Origin of the sequence: Hymenobacter lapidarius, from assembly GCF_001816145.1 — a bacterium.
GTDB lineage: Bacteria > Bacteroidota > Bacteroidia > Cytophagales > Hymenobacteraceae > Hymenobacter > Hymenobacter lapidarius.
Window position 1 is genome coordinate 48,926 of the sequence record NZ_MDZB01000120.1, and the last position, 20,106, is coordinate 69,031.

Annotated in this window: 15 protein-coding genes and 2 tRNA genes; 5 read left to right on the forward strand and 12 right to left on the reverse strand. The window is 62.0% G+C overall.

Annotated features, from left to right (window positions below; all coding sequences use genetic code 11):
- Nucleotides 1-11 precede the first annotated feature (11 nt).
- Nucleotides 12-479 carry an Ohr family peroxiredoxin gene (locus tag BEN47_RS13285; RefSeq protein WP_070728884.1) on the reverse strand — a complete coding sequence of 156 codons (468 nt, stop codon included), beginning with the start codon at nucleotides 477-479 and terminating at the stop codon, nucleotides 12-14.
- Nucleotides 480-638: 159 nt separating this feature from the next.
- Here BEN47_RS13285 and BEN47_RS13290 point away from each other — a divergent pair.
- Together BEN47_RS13290 and BEN47_RS13295 are read left to right on the forward strand one after the other, a co-directional pair.
- A tRNA-Arg gene (locus BEN47_RS13290) sits at nucleotides 639-710 on the forward strand.
- A gap of 61 nt (nucleotides 711-771) precedes the next feature.
- Nucleotides 772-1,380 carry a DNA-3-methyladenine glycosylase I gene (locus BEN47_RS13295; RefSeq protein WP_070728885.1) on the forward strand — a complete coding sequence of 203 codons (609 nt, stop codon included), beginning with the start codon at nucleotides 772-774 and terminating at the stop codon, nucleotides 1,378-1,380.
- Here the strand turns inward: BEN47_RS13295 and BEN47_RS22900 are convergent.
- Nucleotides 1,278-1,946 (reverse strand): META domain-containing protein, encoded by a 669-nt coding sequence (locus BEN47_RS22900; protein ID WP_369073819.1) that lies wholly within the window; start codon nucleotides 1,944-1,946, stop codon nucleotides 1,278-1,280. The two genes, BEN47_RS13295 and BEN47_RS22900, sit on opposite strands and share 103 nt — an antisense overlap.
- Before the next feature lie 459 nt (nucleotides 1,947-2,405).
- Here BEN47_RS22900 and BEN47_RS13305 point away from each other — a divergent pair, with 459 nt between their 5' ends.
- Nucleotides 2,406-2,918 carry a fasciclin domain-containing protein gene (locus BEN47_RS13305; RefSeq protein WP_070728955.1) on the forward strand — a complete coding sequence of 171 codons (513 nt, stop codon included), beginning with the start codon at nucleotides 2,406-2,408 and terminating at the stop codon, nucleotides 2,916-2,918.
- Between the two features lie 112 nt (nucleotides 2,919-3,030).
- Here the strand turns inward: BEN47_RS13305 and BEN47_RS13310 are convergent, their stop codons facing one another.
- The 3 genes from BEN47_RS13310 to BEN47_RS13320 form a co-directional block, all read right to left on the reverse strand.
- Nucleotides 3,031-4,812 carry a T9SS type A sorting domain-containing protein gene (locus BEN47_RS13310; RefSeq protein ID WP_125921669.1) on the reverse strand — a complete coding sequence of 594 codons (1,782 nt, stop codon included), beginning with the start codon at nucleotides 4,810-4,812 and terminating at the stop codon, nucleotides 3,031-3,033.
- Between the two features lie 255 nt (nucleotides 4,813-5,067).
- Complete coding sequence (locus tag BEN47_RS13315) at nucleotides 5,068-5,829, reverse strand: PASTA domain-containing protein (RefSeq protein ID WP_070728888.1); 762 nt, start codon at nucleotides 5,827-5,829, stop codon at nucleotides 5,068-5,070.
- 130 nt (nucleotides 5,830-5,959) lie between these two features.
- A complete protein-coding gene (locus BEN47_RS13320) occupies nucleotides 5,960-8,740 on the reverse strand; it encodes a D-alanine--D-alanine ligase family protein (protein ID WP_070728889.1) in 2,781 nt (926 codons plus the stop codon).
- A gap of 280 nt (nucleotides 8,741-9,020) precedes the next feature.
- On the opposite strand from BEN47_RS13320, the gene BEN47_RS13325 reads away from it, so the two are divergent.
- Nucleotides 9,021-10,211, forward strand: a complete 1,191-nt coding sequence (locus tag BEN47_RS13325; protein WP_070728890.1) for a phosphoglycerate kinase — start codon at nucleotides 9,021-9,023, stop codon at nucleotides 10,209-10,211.
- 88 nt (nucleotides 10,212-10,299) lie between these two features.
- Here BEN47_RS13325 and BEN47_RS13330 read toward each other — a convergent pair whose 3' ends face one another.
- The 4 genes from BEN47_RS13330 to BEN47_RS13345 form a co-directional block, all read right to left on the reverse strand.
- Nucleotides 10,300-10,650: a hypothetical protein gene (locus tag BEN47_RS13330; RefSeq protein ID WP_070728891.1), complete on the reverse strand. Its 351-nt coding sequence runs from the start codon at nucleotides 10,648-10,650 to the stop codon at nucleotides 10,300-10,302.
- 335 nt (nucleotides 10,651-10,985) lie between these two features.
- On the reverse strand, nucleotides 10,986-11,624 hold the full coding sequence (locus BEN47_RS13335; RefSeq protein WP_070728892.1) for a hypothetical protein: 639 nt from the start codon (nucleotides 11,622-11,624) through the stop codon (nucleotides 10,986-10,988).
- A gap of 161 nt (nucleotides 11,625-11,785) precedes the next feature.
- The gene (locus tag BEN47_RS13340) at nucleotides 11,786-13,063 is read right to left on the reverse strand and encodes a site-2 protease family protein (RefSeq protein WP_239691602.1); all 1,278 of its coding nucleotides are present in this window, start codon (nucleotides 13,061-13,063) and stop codon (nucleotides 11,786-11,788) included.
- Nucleotides 13,026-13,685, reverse strand: coding sequence for an HAD family hydrolase (locus tag BEN47_RS13345; protein WP_070728893.1), 660 nt, complete (start codon nucleotides 13,683-13,685; stop codon nucleotides 13,026-13,028). Before BEN47_RS13345 ends, BEN47_RS13340 begins: the two co-directional genes overlap by 38 nt.
- Before the next feature lie 99 nt (nucleotides 13,686-13,784).
- On the opposite strand from BEN47_RS13345, the gene BEN47_RS13350 reads away from it, so the two are divergent.
- Nucleotides 13,785-13,858, forward strand: a tRNA-Ile gene (locus BEN47_RS13350).
- 104 nt (nucleotides 13,859-13,962) lie between these two features.
- Here the strand turns inward: BEN47_RS13350 and BEN47_RS13355 are convergent.
- From BEN47_RS13355 to BEN47_RS13365, 3 genes are all read right to left on the reverse strand, one after another.
- A complete protein-coding gene (locus BEN47_RS13355; protein ID WP_070728894.1) occupies nucleotides 13,963-14,574 on the reverse strand; it encodes a hypothetical protein in 612 nt (203 codons plus the stop codon).
- 203 nt (nucleotides 14,575-14,777) lie between these two features.
- Nucleotides 14,778-18,242 carry a class I SAM-dependent DNA methyltransferase gene (locus tag BEN47_RS13360; RefSeq protein ID WP_070728895.1) on the reverse strand — a complete coding sequence of 1,155 codons (3,465 nt, stop codon included), beginning with the start codon at nucleotides 18,240-18,242 and terminating at the stop codon, nucleotides 14,778-14,780.
- A gap of 708 nt (nucleotides 18,243-18,950) precedes the next feature.
- A complete protein-coding gene (locus BEN47_RS13365) occupies nucleotides 18,951-20,069 on the reverse strand; it encodes a hypothetical protein (protein ID WP_070728896.1) in 1,119 nt (372 codons plus the stop codon).
- Between the last annotated feature and the right edge of the window lie 37 nt (nucleotides 20,070-20,106).

Consider the following 20,106-nt stretch of genomic DNA (forward strand, 5'->3'; position numbering starts at 1 on the left):
CTACTTAAAAATTACTCGCCGGCAACGCCCGCATTCTCTTCGGCCTGCACCGGAATGGCTTTGCCCATCACGCGCAGCTCCACTTCCATGTTGCCGCGGGTGCCCACCGAGTAAGGGCAGATTTTGTGGGCCTGGCGCACCATTTCAACGGTTTTAGTCTCGTCAAATTTTTTCAAATCCACGTCCAACACGGCGCTCAGGCCGTAAGCTTCGCCCTCCTGAAACAACGTAACGGAGCACTGTACCGTGCTTTCCTTGTCGAGGGTATCGCCGGCTTTTTGGGCGACAACAAGCAGCGCCTGCTGGAAACACGAGGCGTAGCCGGCGGCAAACAGCTCTTCGGGGTTGGTGGCGCTTTTCTTGCCGCCCAAGCCTTCGGGCACCGACATTTCCATGTCGATAGTACCCGTGGCGGAACGAACGCGGCCGCTACGGCCACCAATGGCCGAAGCGTCGGCCGTGTACAGATTCTTTTTCATAAAAACAGTGTAGGAGGTTGAAGATGTGTAAGCACTAACACGGTTGGCTTAACTGTTTTTACCGGCTTGGGGTTTTACCGGTTCTCGGCTGGCTCGTATGAATTGTGAGGTTATATTTGGTCTCCTTCGCTTTTATGGCTACTTTTGCAGCCGCAATCCGGCCGCGTCGTACAACGGATAGTATGAGAGTTTCCGAAGCTCTTGATTTAGGTTCGATTCCTAACGCGGCCACTTAAAAGCCCTTCTGCACATTGCAGGAGGGCTTTTTTATTGAATGCCCACTGCTCACCCCATGCCTGCTCCGCTCGAAACCAGCTGCCCCTGGGCCGACCGCAACGCGCTGATGCGTGCTTTCCACGACTACGAGTGGGGCGAACCCGTGGCGGAAGCGGCCATTCTGTTCGAATATCTGGTGCTGCACACCTTTCAGTTGGGGTTCGACTTCCCGGTGGTACTCAAGCGCCGCGAGGGCTTTCGCGAGCTGCTGGCGAATTTCGACCCCGACCGCCTTGCCCGCTGGGGCGAAGACGATATTGCCGAGGTGATGGAGAACCCCCGCATCCTGCGAAACCGCCGCAAGCTGGAGGCCACCGTGCGCAACGCCCAGGCATGGCTGCGCCTGCGGGCAGAAGTAGGGGAAGCGGGCCTCCTGCCGTTCTTCTACGATTTCGTGGGCGGGCAAACGGTAGACAACGAGCGAAGCGCCATCAACCCCGCGCCCCTCTCCACGCCCGAAAGCGTGGCCATGAGCCGGGAGCTCAAGCGCCGCGGCTTCGTGATGACCGGCCCGATGACGTGCTACAATATCCTGCAAACCGCTGGGCTGGTCAATGACCACTGGGTGAGCTGCCCCCGCCACGCCGCGTGTGCGCTGCTGGCAGACGGCCAGCCCGGCGCGTAGCGGGCCAGTGGACCGGGCTCGCCGCCGCTATTCATCGGCCACAGCCTGCCGGCGCGCCAGGGGCGCGCCGGCAGGGGCGCGCCGAGCGTATCGGCTGCGTACAGGCTCAGGGTGGTGCCGCTGATACGGTACTGCTGTGTTCGGTTGAGGGCGCGCAGGAATTTCGCTTCGGTGGCGAGGTCGGGGCAGGCAGTGCGGGTGGTGGGCAGCGGGCCGAGGCGCAGCTGGCCCACGGCCGGAGCGCTGTACGGGCCCGAAAACCGGTTGCAGCCGGCCCGGCCTTCGGTGCGGGCGAGGCCGTCGCGTGGCACGAAATGGGGGGGGGGGCCTCCATAGTGGGCGCGGGCTGTCCCGCAAGCTCGCGCAGCTCCCAGCGCACGTTGAGCAGCGAAGTAGCCGCTGCTGGCGCTTGGTTGTCCACGGCATCGGCCACGAGGCCGGCATTGGGGCGCTCGGCCAGGTCGTGGCTGCAGGAGGTGGCGCAGAGCAGGGCGAAGGCGGCGGCGAGGCGAAGGAAGGAAGGCAGCAGCATGGCGCTGCGGGAAGGTGAAGTTCTGCCTTTTCACGTAACTGCCTTGGTTTGAGAGAATCTGTTCCAACGCCTATTGCGCTGCCAGGGTCGGGGCAGCAGGCAACGTCCCGGGCCAACGGAATAGGGGCCTGGAACAGTAAAAAACCATCAAGGCCAATTGAATAAACAATAGCGAATATTAATGCTTGATTATAAAGAACACCCAAAGTGGGTTGGGCCACGTATAGGGGCCAGTTAATTTTATCACTCCAAATACCTTCTCATGAACAGCAAACCACTCTTCGCCGCCCTGGCCCTCACCGTCGCGTTCGCAACTCCCGCATTCGCTCAGGATGCAATGAAAACTAAAAGTGACGACGAAAAGACCAAAACGAAGGCCGATGGCACAATGACCAAGACCAAAATGGCCGACGACGGCAAAATGAAAGTTAAAGGCAAAACCGATAAGGGCGACAAAATGAGAGCCAAAACCAAGCCCCGCAAGGGCGAGGCCATGAGCACCACCACCGAAACCATGGGTAGCACCACCACCACCACAAGCGGTGGCGTAATGGTAGGCGGCGCCATGATGACGCCCGACAAAGACATCGTAGACAACGCCGTAGGCAGCTCCGACCACACCACCCTGGTCGCTGCCGTGAAGGCCGCTGGCCTGGTAGAAACGCTGAAAAGCGCTGGTCCTTTCACCGTGTTTGCGCCATCCAATTCTGCCTTTGATAAGCTGCCAGCCGGCACGGTCAATTCGCTGGTGACGCCCGAGATGAAGCCGACGCTCACCAAAATCCTGACCTACCACGTAGTACCCGGCCGCCTCACCGCTGGCAACCTCACCGCCGGCCAGGTCCTGACCACCGTGCAGGGCGAGACGCTGACTGTGATGAAAAACGGCAATGGCGTAATGATTAAAGACGCCAAAGGCGGCATGGCCCGCGTGACCATCGCCGACGTGATTTCGAGCAACGGCGTAACCCACGTTATCGACACGGTATTGATGCCCGCTAAATAAGCGCGCCTACTAGGTTGGGCGAGTAGCGGCCTGCGCTGCTGCCACGCCCAACGCCCACAAAAAAGAGGCTCGTCAGTCCAGACGGGCCTCTTTTTTGTGTTTTCCGGTCTGGCTATTCCAGCATCAGGCGGCGGCCCACGGTGCGGCCATCGGGCAGGGTGAGGCGCACCGTGTAGATGCCCGGTGGCAAGCCGGGCAGCGGCAGGCTCGCCTGCCCGGCTTGCGCCGTGGGCTGTTGCCATACTACACGCCCCAGGGCATCGAATACGGTGGCGCGGGCAAAGCGAGGGCCCGCTACCGTGACGGTGGTGCCCCGCGCCGCCGGGTTAGGAAACAGGCTGAAAGCAGCCGCCTCACGGGCCGAAGCTGTGGCCGTGGCCACGCCATTGGTCATCACGGCGCGCATCATGAGGGCACCGCGGGGCGGCAGGCCGCGGGGCACAAAATTGACGGTGTCCCAGGCGCCGGTATTGTCGCGGCGCCAGAGGTGGCGCGGGGGGAACGTACTGTTCAGGTCGAGGCCATAGTGCAGGTCGCGGCCCTGCGAGGGCTGCGAATAGCCCACGTAAAAAGACCCTGAAACCCGTACGGGAGCATCGAAGGTGATTTCGGCGTACTGGAAGCCGGCCGGCAACGGGTTGGTGATGGTAGCGGTTTTAGTAGCCAGGGGCTGCTGGCTGGGCCTGCCGGCCTCATCGGCCCACACGTTGATGGTGACGGAGCGCGGGGCCGCATCCGACGCCGTGAAAACGGGATACAGGCGCAGGCCCCGCACGAAGTCGGGCTGGTTGAGGTCGAAACGATAAGCGAAGGCGGCGGACTGGCCCGTGGAGTAGGGCACAAGCTGCGTGATGTTTTCGGCTGAGCCGTCGTCGTAAGCATAGTAGTTGCTCAGTTCCACGTCGCGGAAGATGGTGTCGTTGGCCAGGGTGCGCGGATTGGTTTCCTGGGTGTTCAGGGCCAGCGTGTAGCGCAGGCGCTTTTCAAAAGCCGTGGTGGGCACGGCCTGGCGGTTGGCGGCACCGGTCACGCTGTCGAGGCGCGGGTTCACGGGCAGGGGGCGGCTGATTTTTAGCCAGCTGCCCAGTGCGGCGCCCGCAGGCAGCACGCGCACCGAACCGGTTATATCGATAGGAATTGGCAGCACGCCGGCGTTCAGGTTGCTCAGGTTCACGCCCAGGCGCGGGTTCAGCTCGCTGGTGCCCGCCGGGGCGGCGTTGAACTGCCACACCGGCATGGCCGAAAATCGCCGCAGGGGGCTGCGCAGGCCACCCGAGGGATTGCCGCCGCGCAGGCCGGCGCTGGTGGCAATGTCCACAAAGGTGGTATCGGAGGTGCCGCGGGTGCGGCCGCGGTCCAGCACCACGTAATCGATGCTCCAGTTGTCGCTGTTGTCGGAGGCGTTACCGGTGGCCACAAACCGAAACTGGAAGTTGCCGTGCAGGTACTTGGCCTGGTTCAAGTCGATGACCTGCTGGCGGAAGCCAGTGCGCCGGCGCGTGCTGGCCTGGCTCCAGGCCAGTTCCCAGGTGCCGGCGTTGTTTCTCACGTAGAGTTCCAGACGTACCGGCGTGGTGCCGCCACTGGCGTTGGGTACGCCTACAATGCTGCCCGCCTGCCAGGCAAAGCTCAGGTACACGGCATCGTTTGGCGTCAGGCCGCCCAGATTGATGGGCTGCGAAGTGAGCGAATCGAGCGCACCGTACGAACTGGTAATCAGCCCGCTGTAGCTCTGGCCGTTGGCCCGCAGGCCATCGAGGGTTGCCGTGCCGCGGGTCAGGGGCTGCAGGGCCAGGCGGTTGTTGACCAAGGCCCCGCCGGTGGGCAGCCAGTTCAGAGTTTTGGGCAATCCTTCGAGGGGCGTGGTGAAGTCGTCGAAAAAAGGCAGCGCCACGGCGGCGTCCCGCGTTGCTGGGCGCGCTGGGCCTTGGTGGGAGCGTACACGGCGCGGGCCGGGTCGGCGGCGAGGGGCAGCGCGGGCGCACCTGGCCGGCCGCCGCGCCGGTCAGCAGCAGCAAAGTGGGCAACAGGAAATGGCGGTAGGTGGGGAAGCGTAAAGTCATAAAATCGGGCTTTGGTAACCTAACGACGGCAGAACCGGAAAAAGTGCAGTAGCGCAAAGCGGTGCTTCGCGCTACTCAAATACGAATTACTGGGCCACCCAGATATCGACCAGCTGGCCCATGCGAATGGTGGCGTCGGGGCCGGCAATGGGGCGCTGGCGCACCACCGTGCCGGATACCTGCCCATCCTCGGCGGGCACCTGGAATACTTCGCCTTTTTGCAGGCCCTGGCCCACGAGCAGGGTCATGGCTTCGTCTTCGGGCATGTTCACCAAGTTGGGCACGGCAAAGGTTTGGTTGCCTTGGCCGTCGCCCACCACCAGGTCTACCTTGGTGCCTTTGGCAATGGGGGCGCCGGGCGCTATCTCCTTGCCGTTCACCAGCTGCTTGAGCACAGCGTTCTGAGCCAGGTCGGGCACCAGCTGAATCTGGCCCACTACCAGGTCGTAGCTTTTCAGGATGAGCATGGCATTCTTCGAAGAGCCATCGGTGAGCTTGGGCATTTTGATTACCGGCGGGTTTTTCATGCTCACCTGCAGGTAGATTTTGCGGCCCTCCTTCACCTTCTCGCCGGGCGCGGGGTCCTGCACCAGCACCGTAAAGGGCCGAATGCTGGGGCTGTAGCTGGAATCGTCCACGAAGTAGGCCAGGTTGCGCTCCTCGAGGTAGTCCTCCAGGTCGGCCACGTTCATGCCCGTCACCTTGGGCACCGTGATGGTTTCGCCGTGGTGCGTGGTCATGGGCAAGTACACGTAGAAGAACCCCAGAATCAGCAGCAGGCCGGCCACGGCAATAAGCACCAAGTGCTTCACAACGTCGAGGGGGCTATTAGCAGAAAAGAATGACATTGAGTAATAAAATCTTTGTTATGGACCAAAGAACGTCATGCTGAGCTTGTCGAAGCATCTCTACCGCTGTACTAAATGATTTTACTATTGCGGTAGAGATGCTTGACAAGCTCAGCATGACGTTCTTAATTTATTGATTAGAGAGCACTGCCTTGGCCACCCGCGCCTTGCCGAACTCCAGAATCCGGTCGATAAACTGATAAGGCGTGTAGCCGGCCAGCGCCGTTTGGTGGAAAATGCACGTCGCGGGTGTCATGCCGGGCAGGGAGTTGACTTCGATAATCAACACCTCGACTTCGCCCCCGGCGCGCACGCGCACAAACGCGTCGATGCGGGCGTAGCCCTGAATGTCGAGCACTTCGGCCACGCGGCGCAGCACGGCTTTCACCTCGTTAGAGATGCGCTGGCGCTCGGCGTGGTCCGCGTCGTAGCGAGCGGGGGTGATGTTTTGGCCTTCGCCGGCCAGGAATTTCTCTTCCAAGCTCAGCACCTCGCCGGTGGCCAGGGCCTCGCTGGCCTCAAAAACCTCGATGCTGAGCTGCCCGGCTTCGTCGTAAGCCGTGAGCAGGCCGCCCGTGACTTCCAGAAAATGCGCCGCCCCGTCGCGGCCGATGAGCGTTTCGACCAGGAAAGCATCCTTGCGCGGAAACTCCTCCTTGAAGCCCAGCTGCAGCACCCCGGCGGGGCCCGTCAGAAGGTCTTCCTCGGTCCGGAAAATGAGCTGGCTGAAGGCTTCCAGCTCCGCGCGGGTCTTGATTTTCTTCACCGCCGAAGAGCAGCCGTCGTCGGCGGGCTTGGCAATGAAAGGGTAGGGGAACTGGGTTTCGAGGGCGCGGTAGAAACTTTCGGCGTCGGCCTGCCATTCCAGCTTGGCGGCCATGCGGTGCTCGGCCACCAGCAGGCCAGCGGCGCGCAGGCGCTTGTTGGTTTCGAACTTGTTGATGGTGACGCTGCTGCTGGCCACACCCGAGCCGTTGTAGGGCAGGTCGAATTTTTCCAGCTCCTGCTGCAGCGCGCCGTCTTCGCCGGGCCGGCCGTGCAGGGCAATAAACACCTCATCGGCCAGCTGGGCCAGGTCCTCGAAGGAAATGCGGCGCGGCAGCGCCAGCGCCTGACCGGCGTAGGTGCTGGTGATGGTGCCGGCTTCGCGCCGGATGCGCTCCAGAATGGGGTGCGGGGCCTCGCCCGCCTCGGCGTGCTCAATCTTCTCGCGGATGTCATCGGCGTTGTCCTTCAGCATCACATTTACGGGCAGCACGTAGAGGCGGTGCTCGTCGGCCGAGCCGGTGAGGAACACCGGCACCGGCGCGTACTTGGCCGAGGAGCTGAGCTTCTCGTAGATGTTGCGGCCGCTTTCCACCGAAATGTGCCGCTCTGACGAGTAGCCGCCCATAATCACGGCCACCCGGATGCGCTCGGTGGTCTCGTGCTGGCGGCCGGCCACGGCGGTGTCGAGCTTTTCGAGCAGTTGTGCCAGCTTCACGGGCCGCAACCCGGCCCGGCGCCGCGCCGCCAGCGACGTGCGGATGAGGTAGGTGAGGAACTGCGAGGGATTCAGCCCAATCTCAGCGGCCTGGTGGAAGAAGAATGAGGCCGGCAGCATGCCCGATGTCGTGTTCGGGTCGTTCAAAAACAGCTTGCCATCGGGGCCCACAAAGCCATCCAAACGCGCATACACCTGGAAGCCGAACGTGCGGAACATTTCCTCGCAGGCCTCGCGGATTTCCTGAATTTTCTCCTCGGGCAGGTCAATGGGCGTGACTTTGCGCGCCAGGCCGGGCAGGTACTTCGAGCGGTAGTCGAACAGCTCGTCGCCCTTCACAATCTCGGTGGGCGGCAGGGCCAGGGGCAGGCCGTTGGCGTCTTCCACCACAATGCAGCTAAACTCGCGGCCGGCCACAAAGCTCTCAATCAGCACCTGCGTTTCGCCGTCCACGTTGGTCAGACGCACACTGTCGGCCGTCTCAAACCGCTCGTTGAGGGCTGAAAGCAGGGTTTCGGGGTGGTAGACGGTCGCTTCGCTTAATGAGGAATGAGGAATGAGGAGTGAAGAATTATCGGCCTCCAATTCTTCATTCTTCATTCTTAATTCTTCATTGTGACGCGAAAGCGTCACGGGCAGGCCGATGCCCTCCCGGATGTCGGTGAGGTGCTGCACCCAGGCCAGCTTATCCTTTTCGCCCAGCCGCAGCCATTCCTCCTTCGTCAGGTTTTTGCGGAACAGGCTGCGCTCCACGGCGTCCTCGAACTTGGTTAAATCGTCGGTTTTCAAAATGCTTACGCCGATGCTGGAGCCTTGGCGCGGGGCCTTGAGCACCAGCGGCAATCCCAGCTCGCGCACCAGGTAGCTGAGCGTGGCGGCGTGGTTGGTGCTGTCCCATTCCTCGGCCTTGATGACGCGGAAAGCGGGCGTGGGCCGGCCCAGGGCGTGTAGCAGGCTCTTCTGCGCTATTTTATCAATGCCAAAGGCCGAGGGCAGAATGCCGGAACCCGAGTACGGGATGCCCAGCCACTCCAGCATGCCCTGAATGGCGCCATCCTCGCCACCCGGCCCGTGCAGGGCCAGAAACGCGAAGTCCATGAGCTGGGGCAATTCTTCTACCTGCACCTGGCGGCCTACTTTGGCAATGGCCTGGACTTTCTCCTCTTGGCTGAGCTCGCCCAAGCTTTCGATGTACACCTGCAAGTGGTGCAGCGAAGGCGGCTGCGACGACACCGGCGGGTAGAAGTCCCGAATGGTGCCTTTGTAGATAAACTGCCAGTCGAGCAGAATAAACTGCCCCAGGCTATCCACGAAGATGGGCACTGGCTGAAACAGGGCCTTATCCAGATTATCAAAGACGGTGCGGCCGCCGGCGAAAGAAATTTCCCGCTCGCGCGAAGTGCCCCCGAAAAAAATGCCGATTCTCATAAGTGAGGCAAAGGTAAGGAGGGGAACGGGGCTAGAAGAACGACAACTCCCCTCCTTGTTAAGGAGGGGATGCTTACGCGAAGCGTGAGCTGGGGTGGTGCAGTCGTTGAACGACACCCGAACGACTCCGCCGCCAATCGTTCGGACATCGTTCAACGACTTCACCACCCCCGTCCGAGCCTGCAGCTCGAACATCCCCTCCTTAAACAAGGAGGGGAGTTGTCGTTCGCCTTACTTTGTAGCTTCAACCCGCCACTCCACCACTTCACCATTTCACCTGATGAACACCCTCGATACCTACAATTTTGCTGGCAAGCGTGCCGTGATGCGCGTCGATTTCAACGTGCCGCTCGACAAGGACCTGCGCATCACCGACGACACCCGAATCCGCATGGCCACGCGCTCGGTGATGAAAATCCTCAACGACGGCGGCTCCGTGGTGCTGCTCTCGCACCTGGGCCGGCCCAAGGGCGGCTACGAGAAGAAGTTTTCGCTGGAAAGCCTGGTGGCGCGCCTCACCGAGGAATACGGCCGCGAGGTGCAGTTTGGGGGCGATGTGCTGGGCAACGAGGCCGCGCAAAAAGCCGCGGCCCTGCAGCCCGGCCAGGTGCTGCTGATGGACAACGTGCGCTTTTACAAGGAAGAGGAAGCCGGCGACCAGGACTTTGCTGCCAAGCTGGCTAAGCTGGGCACCGTGTACGTGAACGACGCCTTTGGTACCGCGCACCGCGCCCACGCCTCCACGGCCGTAATGGCCCATTCCTTTGCGCCCCAGGACCGGGTGGGCGGCTACCTGCTGCAGTCGGAGCTCGACAACGCCAAGAAGGTGCTGGAAGAAGCCGAGCGGCCCTTCACCGCCATCATGGGCGGCGCCAAGATTTCCGACAAGATTCTCATCATCGAAAAACTGCTCGATAAGGTGGACAACCTGCTCATCGGCGGGGGCATGGCCTACACCTTTGCGGTGGCCCAGGGCGGCAAAGTGGGCAGCTCGCTGCTCGAAGCCGACAAGGTGGACCTGGCCCGCGAGCTCATCCAAAAAGCCAAGGAAAAGGGCGTGAACTTGGTGCTGCCCACCGACTCGCTCATTGCCGACAAGTTCGCCAACGACGCCAACGTAAAAGAGGCTCCCAACACCGAAATCCCCGATGGCTGGATGGGCCTCGACCTGGGCCCCGACAGCCGCGAAGCCTTCACGGCCATCATCCGCGAGAGCAAAACCATCCTCTGGAACGGTCCCATGGGCGTGTTTGAGATGCCCAACTTCGCCAAAGGCACCGAGCAGGTGGCCCACGCCATCGCCGACGCCACCGCCAAAGGCGCCTACTCGCTCATCGGCGGCGGCGACTCGGCCGCGGCTGTGCAGCAGCTGGGTTTTGGCGAGCAGGTGAGCTACATCAGCACCGGCGGCGGCGCGCTGCTGGAGTACATGGAAGGCAAGGAGCTGCCTGGCGTGGTGGCGCTGGGCTAGCACCGCAGGCATTGCCCGACGACAAGCAAAGGGCCCGGCTGCAAGCGCAGTCGGGCCCTTTTTTGGGGTAGCGCCGGCCAACCGGGCTCTAGCAGGCGCGTTCCTCCATGTACTTGAGCAGTTTGGTTGCTGCGTTTTCAATGTCGGGGTAGCCCTGTTGGGCGGCGCTTTCCTTAGCGGCCAGCAGGCCGTTGTGGTGCACGGCACGGAAGTCGCCATACGGGAAAAGGTAGCGGCCCTTGGTGTTTTCGGGCTTGCTCATGTCGAGGCCCAGGTGCCAATTGCCGTACTCCTCAATCTGGTGGCTTTCCAGAAAGATGTTTTCATCGGCTGCGCCGGGGATATACGCGGCCCAGGGGCTTTTGTCGCTCTTGGTGTTGCCGTCCCGTATGAGGCGCTTGGCGTAGGTAACGGCCTGGGGGTTGAGGGAAATAGCCATGACGTAGGGAGAGCAAAGGGTGAACTAAACCCTTATCCATACGCGGGCCAGTATGGCAAGTTCCTAGCGCTCGGGTTTATTACGGAGCACGCACTCGCTTGGGGTACGGGCGCATACCTGCGTCTCGTCGTGGAACGATAGCCGCCAAACGGGGTGGGCAATAAGGCGCGAGGATGCGTCTCTGCGCCGCTTCCCCGGTCGAGCTCTAACCGGCACTTGGAGTCTATCCCAACAAGAGCGGTCATGCGAAGCATCTTATCCGGGTAGAAGAGTCGTTCGGCAGCGATAGAGTGGTTCACTACGCTCAGTTCGACGGTCCCTGTTCGGATAGCCCCTTAGTTTAAATACGGGGATTCCAGCTCCTGGCCCATGCTTTTGAGCGTGTCGGTGGTGCGGCGGCCGGTGAGGCGGATGCTTAGGGCCTGGGCTTCGCGGGCGCTGAGCACGTCGAGCTCCCGCAGCCAGGCCACGCGGCGCAGCTGCGGCTCGATAAAGCCCAGCGGATTGACTTGGCCGTACTCGTCGCGCAGGTAGGTTTTGGTGCGGCGCTCCAGCTCGGCCACCAGCGCCCGGAACTCCTTGCGCTGCCAGGGCCGGCCGGCCAGCGTCACGGCCAAGTGAGCCGTTTGCAGCCGGAAGGTGCACCACTGCTGCTCAAATCGCAGCCAGATAGCCAAGACATTCACCGCGAGAATCAGCCACCAGGAATACAGGGGGAAGCCCACTTCGCCCGTGGCCAGCCAGTCGCGCCAGGGGCCGTAGCCCACAAAAAGCAAGAGCAGCCCCGTGAGTACGAGCTGCGTGGTGGGAATGTGCCGGTGCTCACCCGACTTCACAGGCAGCACTTCTTCATAAGGTACTTCGGTTTCGAGCGTGGCCACCCCCTGTGGGTTGCGTTTGCAGACATACAGGCTTTCGGCCCGCAAAGCAATGTGCGTGGTGCCGAGAAAAAGCTGCTTTTGGGTAAAAATCATTCGTAGAAATAACGGCTAAGAGTTTATCCGAATAGGAACTGTCATCCTGAGCGAAGCGAAGGACCTTCTCACCGCAGAACAAGTGCGACGCAACGTGAGAAGGTCCTTCGCTTCGCTCAGGATGACAAACGCTTATAAAATTGACTTTCTAAACAGTTGCATTACTTAAAAGGACTCGGCGTGAAGCAGACTACAAAAATAGCGACCATCACCCAGCCCAGTACGTTGCGGCCGGCGCTGAGGGGCCGCTCGTCGGGGGCGGGCGGGTGGTAGATGCCGGTGAAGCGGCCCAGCAACAGCCCGAAAATCAGCCAGCCGGGGTTGCCAAACGCATTGGGGAATGCCACCGTGCACGCCAGCTGCGCCGCCCACACGCTGGCCGCCAGCAGCAGGCTCTGGCGGGGCGTGGGCATCACGCGCCAGAATATCAGCCCCAGGTATAGGGCGTAGGCGGTGCCGCCGTACAGCCACACTTCCCAGCCGCTGCGCAGCGAAAACAACCCCAGGCCGGCGTAAAACACGAAGCCCAGGAAGATGAACAGCACCGTTTTGTTGAAGCGCCGCCGGCCCAGCAGGCCGTAGAGAATGTGGCCGCCGTCGAGCTGGCCCATGGGCAGCAGGTTGAGGGCCGTGAAAAACAGGCTGAGCGCGCCGGCCAGCAGCACCGGGTAGTGCAGCAGCTCGTTGGTGTGGGGCAGGCGGGCGGGGTCGGCCAGGGTGGCTTCCAGAAACTGGTAGAGCAGGGGCTTGGCCAGGGTATAGCCGGCCGCGCCCGGCGGGTACACGTGCTGGGCGTAGCTGGCGCCGTACTGCGCGTACTCGGGGTGCAGCGCAAAGAGGTACTCCAGCGGCGGCAGGTGCGTGAAGCCGTAAGCCAGCACCGCCACCGCCACTACAAAGCCCGCCAGCGGCCCCGCCAAGCCAATGTCGAAAAACTCGCGCCGCGAAAAAATTCGCTGCTTGATGCGGATAATGGCCCCGAACGTGCCCAGCCCCAGCGGAAAGGGAATAAAGTACGGCAAGGACGTGCGCACCCGGTTGTGGCGCGCCGTGAAATAGTGCCCGAACTCGTGCACCGTGAGCACGGCCAGAAACGGCAGCGAAAACCACAGCCCGCGCTGCAGCTCCGCCCACAGGGCCGGCCCGCTCAGCTGAAAAATCTCAAACGGCAGCCAATTAACAGGGTCTTCCCGGGCCTGCGTGAGCTGAATGCCCGCCAGCGTGGTGGTAACCAGCGTGACCAGAAAAAGCCCGATGTGCACCACCGCCTTGCGCGTGGGCGAGGCCTCCGGCTGCTCGAAGCGCTGGAACAGCCGCCGCGCCCGCACCCGCTCCGAAAGCGGGCCGGACGGGCCCGGCAGGGCAGGCGGCGCCGGCGGGGCAGCAGGCCAGAAATTGGGGTCAGGATTGGGCGGGAGCGTATTCTCGGGGAAAGGCACGGAGGGCTTCGGGCAGGGCAGAGGTGAGGGTGAGGGGTGGGGCCAGGTGCAGCACCTGCAGCCCCAGCCGCCGGGCCGTGGCAACGTGCTGCGGGCTGTCTTCAATAAACAACACGTCTTTGGGCTGCCAGTTCATTTCGCGCAGGGCGTGGTGGAATATTTCCTCGCCCGGCTTGCGCAGCCCCACTTCCTGGGAGTAAAAAACCCGGTCGAGCACGTCGGCAATGCCGTGCCGGAAACCGTATGTGGTGGCCAAGCGCTGGTTGATTTCGGCAATGTGCAGGGCGTTGGTGTTGCTGAGCAGGGCGGTTTGGTGGCCCTGGCGGCGCAGCTCGCCAATGAGGGCGAGGCGCTCGGCGGGCACGTCGAGGAGCATGGCGTGCCAGGCGGCGTCCAGCTCGGCGTCGGTGGCGTCGAGGTCGTAGGCGTGGCGCAGGCCGGTGCGGAACGCGGCGGGGGAGAGGTGGCCGGTTTCAAACTGGTCAAACAGTTCGGACTGGGTGGCCTGGCTGAAGGCAATGGTGCTGCCAGCGCAGCTCAGGCGGCGCATGGCGGCGGGGGTGGCGTCGTAATCAATGTCGATGATGACGCCGCCGAAATCAAATAACAGATGGGGTAGCATGGGCTGACTTGTTTTTACGTTGGCGAAGGTCGTACTTTTGTGCTGTTGGAGGGCTGGCAACGGCGAAGGTTGAGGTGAAAGATGACTGCCTCCGGCAACGGGCCCATAGCTCAATCGGTTAGAGCAACTGACTCATAATCAGTAGGTCCTCGGTTCGATTCCGAGTGGGCCCACAAAATAGGTCTGTAAGTAGCTAGTAATTAGCATCTTGCAGACCTTTTTGTTTGCTTGCGGGACACGTTGCGGGACAAAATTTTGTGTTTGCTCTAGAAAGTGCCTAGAAAAGCCCGTTTCGAATATGCGCGAGCCCGGTTTGGGTAGCCCGTTCGGCTTTGGCCTCCAGCTTCATCAGCTGGGCATACCAGCGGGTAGGTTTGCCCCGGTAGTGGGTTTTACGGTTTTTTTTGTAGCGGGCCATATAGGCATCTTCCAACTTGCGCTCGATAGCGTAGGGGGCCACCAGGGCGCGAATGCTGGTGGGCGTTAGTTGGGAATCGTAATAGAGGCGGTAGGTAGGGTAGGCTTCGCGGTGGGCAAAGTGGCTGCTACCGGCGCGTAGATACAGGACGGTAGCCCCCCGGCCCGACACGGGGCAGCGGAATTGGTAGCGGCCGGTGCGGTGGCCGTGGCCGGGTAAGTTGCTGGCCAACGCCTCCAGCGGAATCCGATAATCGTAGTTCGTGGTTTTGTCGAGGGTGTAGTGCAGGCGCACGTAGGGCGTGGTATCGGCCACCAGGTTCACCTCCAGCCCGACGCTACCCGTGGGCTGGCCGTTGCAGCTGAACCGTAGGGTAGTGACGTGGAAACCGGGCCGTAGCAGGCCCGACTCGCGCAGAAAGGCAATCGAGAGGCTTTTGCATTCGTCGGCTGTGGTGGGAAAATTGGGCATTCTGGGCATAATCTACGGGGTTTACTGAGGTAACCGAAATCCTTAGGGAAGTTACGACACAAACCGGGTACTATTGCAGTGCAAAACCCCGCAAAACGTGCTTTGTGGGCATATTTTGCGGGGTTGCGGGTGTAGGGCGAATTGTCTGGTTTTGTCGGGTTCTCTATTCCGATTGTATTCCGATTGTTGGGGGTGGTGGCTGGCTATGCCGCGTAGGCGTTTTCAGCTTCTACCCACCGCAGCAGCGATAGGGTGGCTAGGGTATCGAGTATGGGCTGCACTTTGGCGGGGCCGGCCCCGGCGAACCGGGCGGCTACCTGTTTGGGGGTGAGCGGGGCCTGGGCCTGGGTTACCACGTCGCGCACGGTTTGTATCTGTTTAGCCAGTTCGGCGGGCCACGGTAGCAGGGCCACGGCGGCGGCGGTTTCAGTAGCTACCTGAGTGGGGAGGTTGAGGCCGGTTTGCTGGTGGCCGGGGGCTTGGTAGGCGGGGCGTAGGTAGCGCACGGTGCCGGCTTTTTCCTCGGCGGCGCGGGCGCGGTTGAGGGCCACCAGGTGGGCTAGTAGTTCGGCATCGGGTAGGGTGGTGGGCCAACCGTAGGCGGCGGCTACGGCCGCGTCTAGGTCGCGGTGTAGCTCCAGCACGATTGAGGCGAGGCCCTGCTGGTGGGTGGTTTGCTCTTTGGGGGTGAGGGCTTGGCCGGCGCGTAGCTTTTCGACTACGTTGTATAGGTTGGTGAGGGTGAGGCCGGGGTGTGCGGCCTGCTGGCGTTTGCGGTGCGCGTCTAGCGTTTCGGCTAGCTCGCGGATTTGGGCCTGCTGGGCGGGCGTAGCATCAGGGAAGGGGAAAGGGTCGAAACAGCGGGACTTATCATAAGATGGGTCATTGCCAACACCTAATCTTCCACCAACTGCTAACGACCAAATAACATGTATATGACTCGATAATATCCCTAGATAGTAGGCATCATCTAGTGCAATTATAACAAGCCTATCATCAGCCTGGGTAGCTTTTTCAAGAAATTGAAAGAAACTATGCCTCGCTACGCGCGGCGTAATGATATACCTTTCGAGTCCCTGTAAAGCAGGTCTAAAACTCGCTCTAGCCTCTCCAAAAATCCACCAATTCTTCTTGTATGAAGCACGATTGTTTTGCTCGCGTTCCGGTTTGACCTTCTCTAGTATATGTTGAAAAGCTGCCGGAAATTCGTTTCTGACTTGGCTTTCAGACAAGCCAAAAAAATCTAAAGCAAAGACCCTTCGTGGGGTGTCAGTTATATCCTTGCCGTTCATGTAGGGACGGATATAATTATTTAATCCCTCTATACTGCCTAGCCCTAGTCCCTCTGCTTGGGTAGCTGAGATAATAAACCCTAGCCCCATAGGCTGCATGCCACGGTTAGCCAGCTTATCATTGGCTTTGAGTGGGCGAGCGTTGTCCAAATTAGCCCCAATGCTCAAATCGGGCTGAATGCGGCCCTGTTGCTCGGTGAATGATACATCGGCCGCGTCGTCTCCTTCGGGGCGGGTTTCGGTTTTCACCGCGAGCAACTGCCCCCACGCCCGGCCGGGGCGGGTACAGTCGGCTACCGTCATGCCTACCCGCACGGCGGCCCCGTCCTCACTCGTTACCCACGGGTGGTCGGGAATGGCAAAATTGAGTTGTAACGGGGCGTTGTCGCCGCCCACGAAGGGGAGCATTACTTGCCGGTTGAAGGTCTGCTTAATGCTGTTGGTGGTAATGAAGCCGAACCGGAGGGCGTGCCCGTCGCGCACGGCCAGCGCGGCCTTGTGCCACCAGTACATCACAAAATCGGCCGATTCGGGCACGCCCCGGCCCGCGTAGGCTTTGCGTAGGGCCTCGGTGTACCCGTCGCCTAGCAGGTCGCGCATTCGGGACGCGCCAATAAACGGCGGGTTACCGACAATGAAATCAGCATCGGGCCACGACGTGGGGTGCGGGTTGGGATAGTCTTGCACGGCTACGCGGGCGGTTTCGTCGGGTACTTCCTGGCCGGTGGCCGGGTTGGGGCGGGTGGTGCGCCCGTCCCACCGCGTCACGGGTTGGCCCTGGGCATCGAGGCGGGGCCGGGGGGTGCCGTGAGAAAGTACGGCATCTTGGTGCCGGATATTTTGGTAGTCATCCAGCAGCGGCTCGGCGAGCTGGGTGAGGCCGTGGGTACGGATATGCCATTGCAGGTAGCCGATTCGCAGCACTACGTCGGCAATCGCAGCGGCTCGCGGGTTCAGCTCCAGCCCTAGGAGTTGGCGCGGGCTTACGGTGGTGCCCCCGGCGAGGTCGAGTAGGCCTGTTTGCCCGTAGGCATTGATAGCGGCCAATACCTCGCCCTCCAGCCGTTTCAGATGCTCCAGCGTCACGTACAGGAAATTGCCTGACCCACAGGCGGGGTCTAGCACTTTCACCGACGTAAGGCGGCGTAGGAACTTCACCAGCTCGCCCCGCGCCTCTTTGTCGTTGTCGTTGTCGTGTAGCTGGGCGCTCGCGGCCTGGGCGGCGGCCCACTCGCGGCGCAAGGGCTCCAGCACGGCGGGCACTACCAGCCGTTCCACGTAGCGGCGCGGGGTGTAGTGGGCCCCTAGCCGGTGGCGTTCGTGGGGGTCGAGGGCCCGCTCCAGCAGGGTGCCGAAAATGGCCGGTTCTACGGTTGTCCAATCAGCGGCGGCGGCCAGGCGTAGGAGTTCCACCTGGGCGGCCGATAGGGGTAGGGCGGTGGCATCGTGGAATAGCTTGCCGTTGAACTGTCGGATTGAGGTGTGCAGCGTAGGGGCAAACCCGCCTTTATCCATCGTTTGCCACAGGCTTGCGAGGGCGTGGGGAAGGTCGGGCCGGCGTTTGTCGGTGTCGTAGTCAGCCAGCAGGCCCTTGAACGAATCAGCCGGAATCAGCTCAGTATCTTCCGCGAACATCGTAAACAGGCACCGCATCAGGAACGTAGCCACTACCTCGGTGCCGTGGTTGGCTTGCTCCAGCTGGGCCGATAGCTGGGCCAGCTGCCCGGCTAGCTCGCGGGTAACTTTGGCAGCCAGGCGGGCGGGGTCGAGCCGTTGCGGGTCGGTGAATAGGAGTTGGAACCGCTCGCGGGTTTTCTCATCAGCCAGTTCCGGTAGCAGCACCCGAAACCGTTGCGAATCGGGAAAGGGCGCGTAGTTGTCGCCTACCCCGGCAAAGTTGCTGTACACATCGAAACAGTAGCCCACATCGGATACAATCACGAAGGGCGGGCGCGGCTCGGTGGCCGGTAGCGCCCGCACGTAGCCAAGGGCCTGCTGGCGGGCCGATTCCATTACCTGCTGCCAGGCGGCCGTACCGCGCACGGCGTGGCCCTTGCGTAGCTTCGGGTTGCTAAGTCCTAGCTTGGCGCGTTCGGCCTGTACCTCGGTGGTGCGTTTGGTGGTGCCCTGTTTGGTTTCCAGCACGAAACAGTCCCGTTTGTATAGGTCAATCCGGCCGGTGGTGCCTTTGCCCGCGCCGTTGTCGAACGTCACGGCCCGCTCCAGTACGTAGGCATCTTGGGTCGGGTCGTCGGTGGTAGCGTCGGGGCTGGGCACACCTAGCAGGCTGCAAAAGTCCGTCAGAAACAGGCCGTAGTTAGCACGTTCGGCCCCGCCGGATACTTGCCAGCGGGCCTCAAATTCAGGGTAGGTCACGGAAGAAAGGAATTAGCCGCGCAGTGTAGGTAGAAACGGCTGGCCTAAGGTAATCGAAATCTTTAGGGAATACTCCAGAAAACAGGAGACAGCAGCGGGAGGGACTTTTGGGGTTGAAATATGCACGAATGCACCTGAGCGGGTAGGCAATGGTTGCCACCAGCGGGCCGGCAAGGAATTAAGCCCCCTACCCCCCCGGCCGTGGCCTCGGCATCGGGCCAGCAATCCAGGCGCGAAATGTTGAGAAATGTCGAGGAATCGGGCGGCGCGGCGGCCCTTTTTTCTTTTGTCTGAAATAGGCCGAAAAACCCGGTTTATTCCTTGCGGGTGGATGGGCTGTTTCCCTGTTATTTCCCTGTTATTTACAGGCGAGTCAATCAGCCCGGTTACTGCTGACTTACTGCTGTTGCTCACGGCGGCGTTGCTCGTCAACGTCCGTATTCTACGGCGGGCCGGGGGGCGCTCCAGCGGTTGCTCGCGGTGGCAAAGGGGGTACCGTTTCGGTATATCCTTGCGGCGCTCGCATTCCTGTTGCGTTCCTGCTATTGCCTTTCGGACGGTGCTACTGGGGTGGCGCGGGTGGGCCGGTTTCCAACTGATAACAAGGTCGGAAACAGGTATCACTTTTGATACTTGCGTCGGGCCGGTCCCGGCCCGGTTGTGCCCTGTTCTAAGGCAAGGTACGCCCGGCCCACAGGCGCGAAAATGTCAGCATTTGTATACATCGGCTGGCGCGAGCCACGGCTGCAACTCAGCCTCCAGCAGCGGCGTTAGGGGGTGGGGGCCGGCGTGTTGGGTTTGGGCGGCGCGTAGCTCGCGGTATTTGGCCCGCGCCCGTTTGTAGGTGGCCGGCGCGGCGGTGGGTCGGATTGCGTTCCAATACTCAGGCATTGCCCCGGCCACCAGCAGGGCGGCCTCGTTAGGGGTGAGGTTGGGCGGGAACTCCATAACGGCGCGGTGTTGCACCTCCAGCCACAGGCGGCGTAGGTGCTGGGCAAAGATAGCCAGGGTGCCCGGTGCGGGTAGGTCGGCAAGGGTGAGCGGGCCCGGTAGCCCCGGTAGTATCAGGGCCCGCGCCCGCAAGTACACCGCCTCCAGCCGTAGCAGGTGGGCCGGCAATTCAACCCCGTGAAATGTACGGTTTTGTACGGTTCGGGAATCCAGCAGCAGCTCCTCGCGCACGGGCGCGGGCGCGTACTGGTCCCGTAATGCAGTGCCGGTACCCGGCCACGGGCAAAGGGTGGCCAGATTGCCGGCCAGCCCTACCGGTAGCAGCAGCCCCGATAGCGGTGCCCACGGCGGGGCGGTGGCATTGCTCAGGCGGGCGTAGGTGCCCTTATCGTAGGCTTTCAATCGGTAGTCCGTATGGAACACCACAAACTCCAGCGGGCGCGGCGCACGGGCGGGCGGCACTACGGCCACGAACGGCCGGTTTTTGTGTTGTGTTAGCCCCTCCAGTATCGGGCGCGGCGCGGTGGGTAGTGTCAGGTTCAGGCCGGCCTCCAGCCGTTGCACCACCAGCAGCTCAGGCGCAACGCCCACGGCGGCAGCCAGCTCGCGGCAAGCCAGGGCCACGGCGGCGGCCGGAAAGGGGCCGGCGTTATGGCCGTAGGCGAACGAATGCAGCGAGCCGCGAACCCGGCCCCGGCGTAGGTCGGGCCAATAGTCGAGGCGTAAGCCCCGGTAGCTGGCTTTCAGGCGTGGGCCGCCCGTCCCACCGGTAGTCGTGGCATATTCGGCAGCAGCCAGGGCCGGGGCGGTGGCCAGCAGGCGCTCGGCATCAGTGCCGGGCGGTAAGTCAAATCGGAATTGCAAAAAGTCATACACGGGCAAAAGAGTATGCCGGGCGGCGGCCGGGCCGGGT

What these genes read in the sequence shown, in the direction of transcription:
- BEN47_RS13285 (WP_070728884.1), bottom strand. Translation starts at nt 479, where the DNA reads ATGAAAAAGAATCTGTACACGGCCGACGCTTCGGCCATTGGTGGCCGT.
- BEN47_RS13295 (WP_070728885.1), top strand. Translation starts at nt 772, where the DNA reads ATGCCTGCTCCGCTCGAAACCAGCTGCCCCTGGGCCGACCGCAACGCG.
- BEN47_RS13305 (WP_070728955.1), top strand. Translation starts at nt 2,406, where the DNA reads ATGAGCACCACCACCGAAACCATGGGTAGCACCACCACCACCACAAGC.
- BEN47_RS13315 (WP_070728888.1), bottom strand. Translation starts at nt 5,829, where the DNA reads ATGTCATTCTTTTCTGCTAATAGCCCCCTCGACGTTGTGAAGCACTTG.
- BEN47_RS13320 (WP_070728889.1), bottom strand. Translation starts at nt 8,740, where the DNA reads ATGAGAATCGGCATTTTTTTCGGGGGCACTTCGCGCGAGCGGGAAATT.
- BEN47_RS13325 (WP_070728890.1), top strand. Translation starts at nt 9,021, where the DNA reads ATGAACACCCTCGATACCTACAATTTTGCTGGCAAGCGTGCCGTGATG.
- BEN47_RS13330 (WP_070728891.1), bottom strand. Translation starts at nt 10,650, where the DNA reads ATGGCTATTTCCCTCAACCCCCAGGCCGTTACCTACGCCAAGCGCCTC.
- BEN47_RS13335 (WP_070728892.1), bottom strand. Translation starts at nt 11,624, where the DNA reads ATGATTTTTACCCAAAAGCAGCTTTTTCTCGGCACCACGCACATTGCT.
- BEN47_RS13345 (WP_070728893.1), bottom strand. Translation starts at nt 13,685, where the DNA reads ATGCTACCCCATCTGTTATTTGATTTCGGCGGCGTCATCATCGACATT.
- BEN47_RS13355 (WP_070728894.1), bottom strand. Translation starts at nt 14,574, where the DNA reads ATGCCCAATTTTCCCACCACAGCCGACGAATGCAAAAGCCTCTCGATT.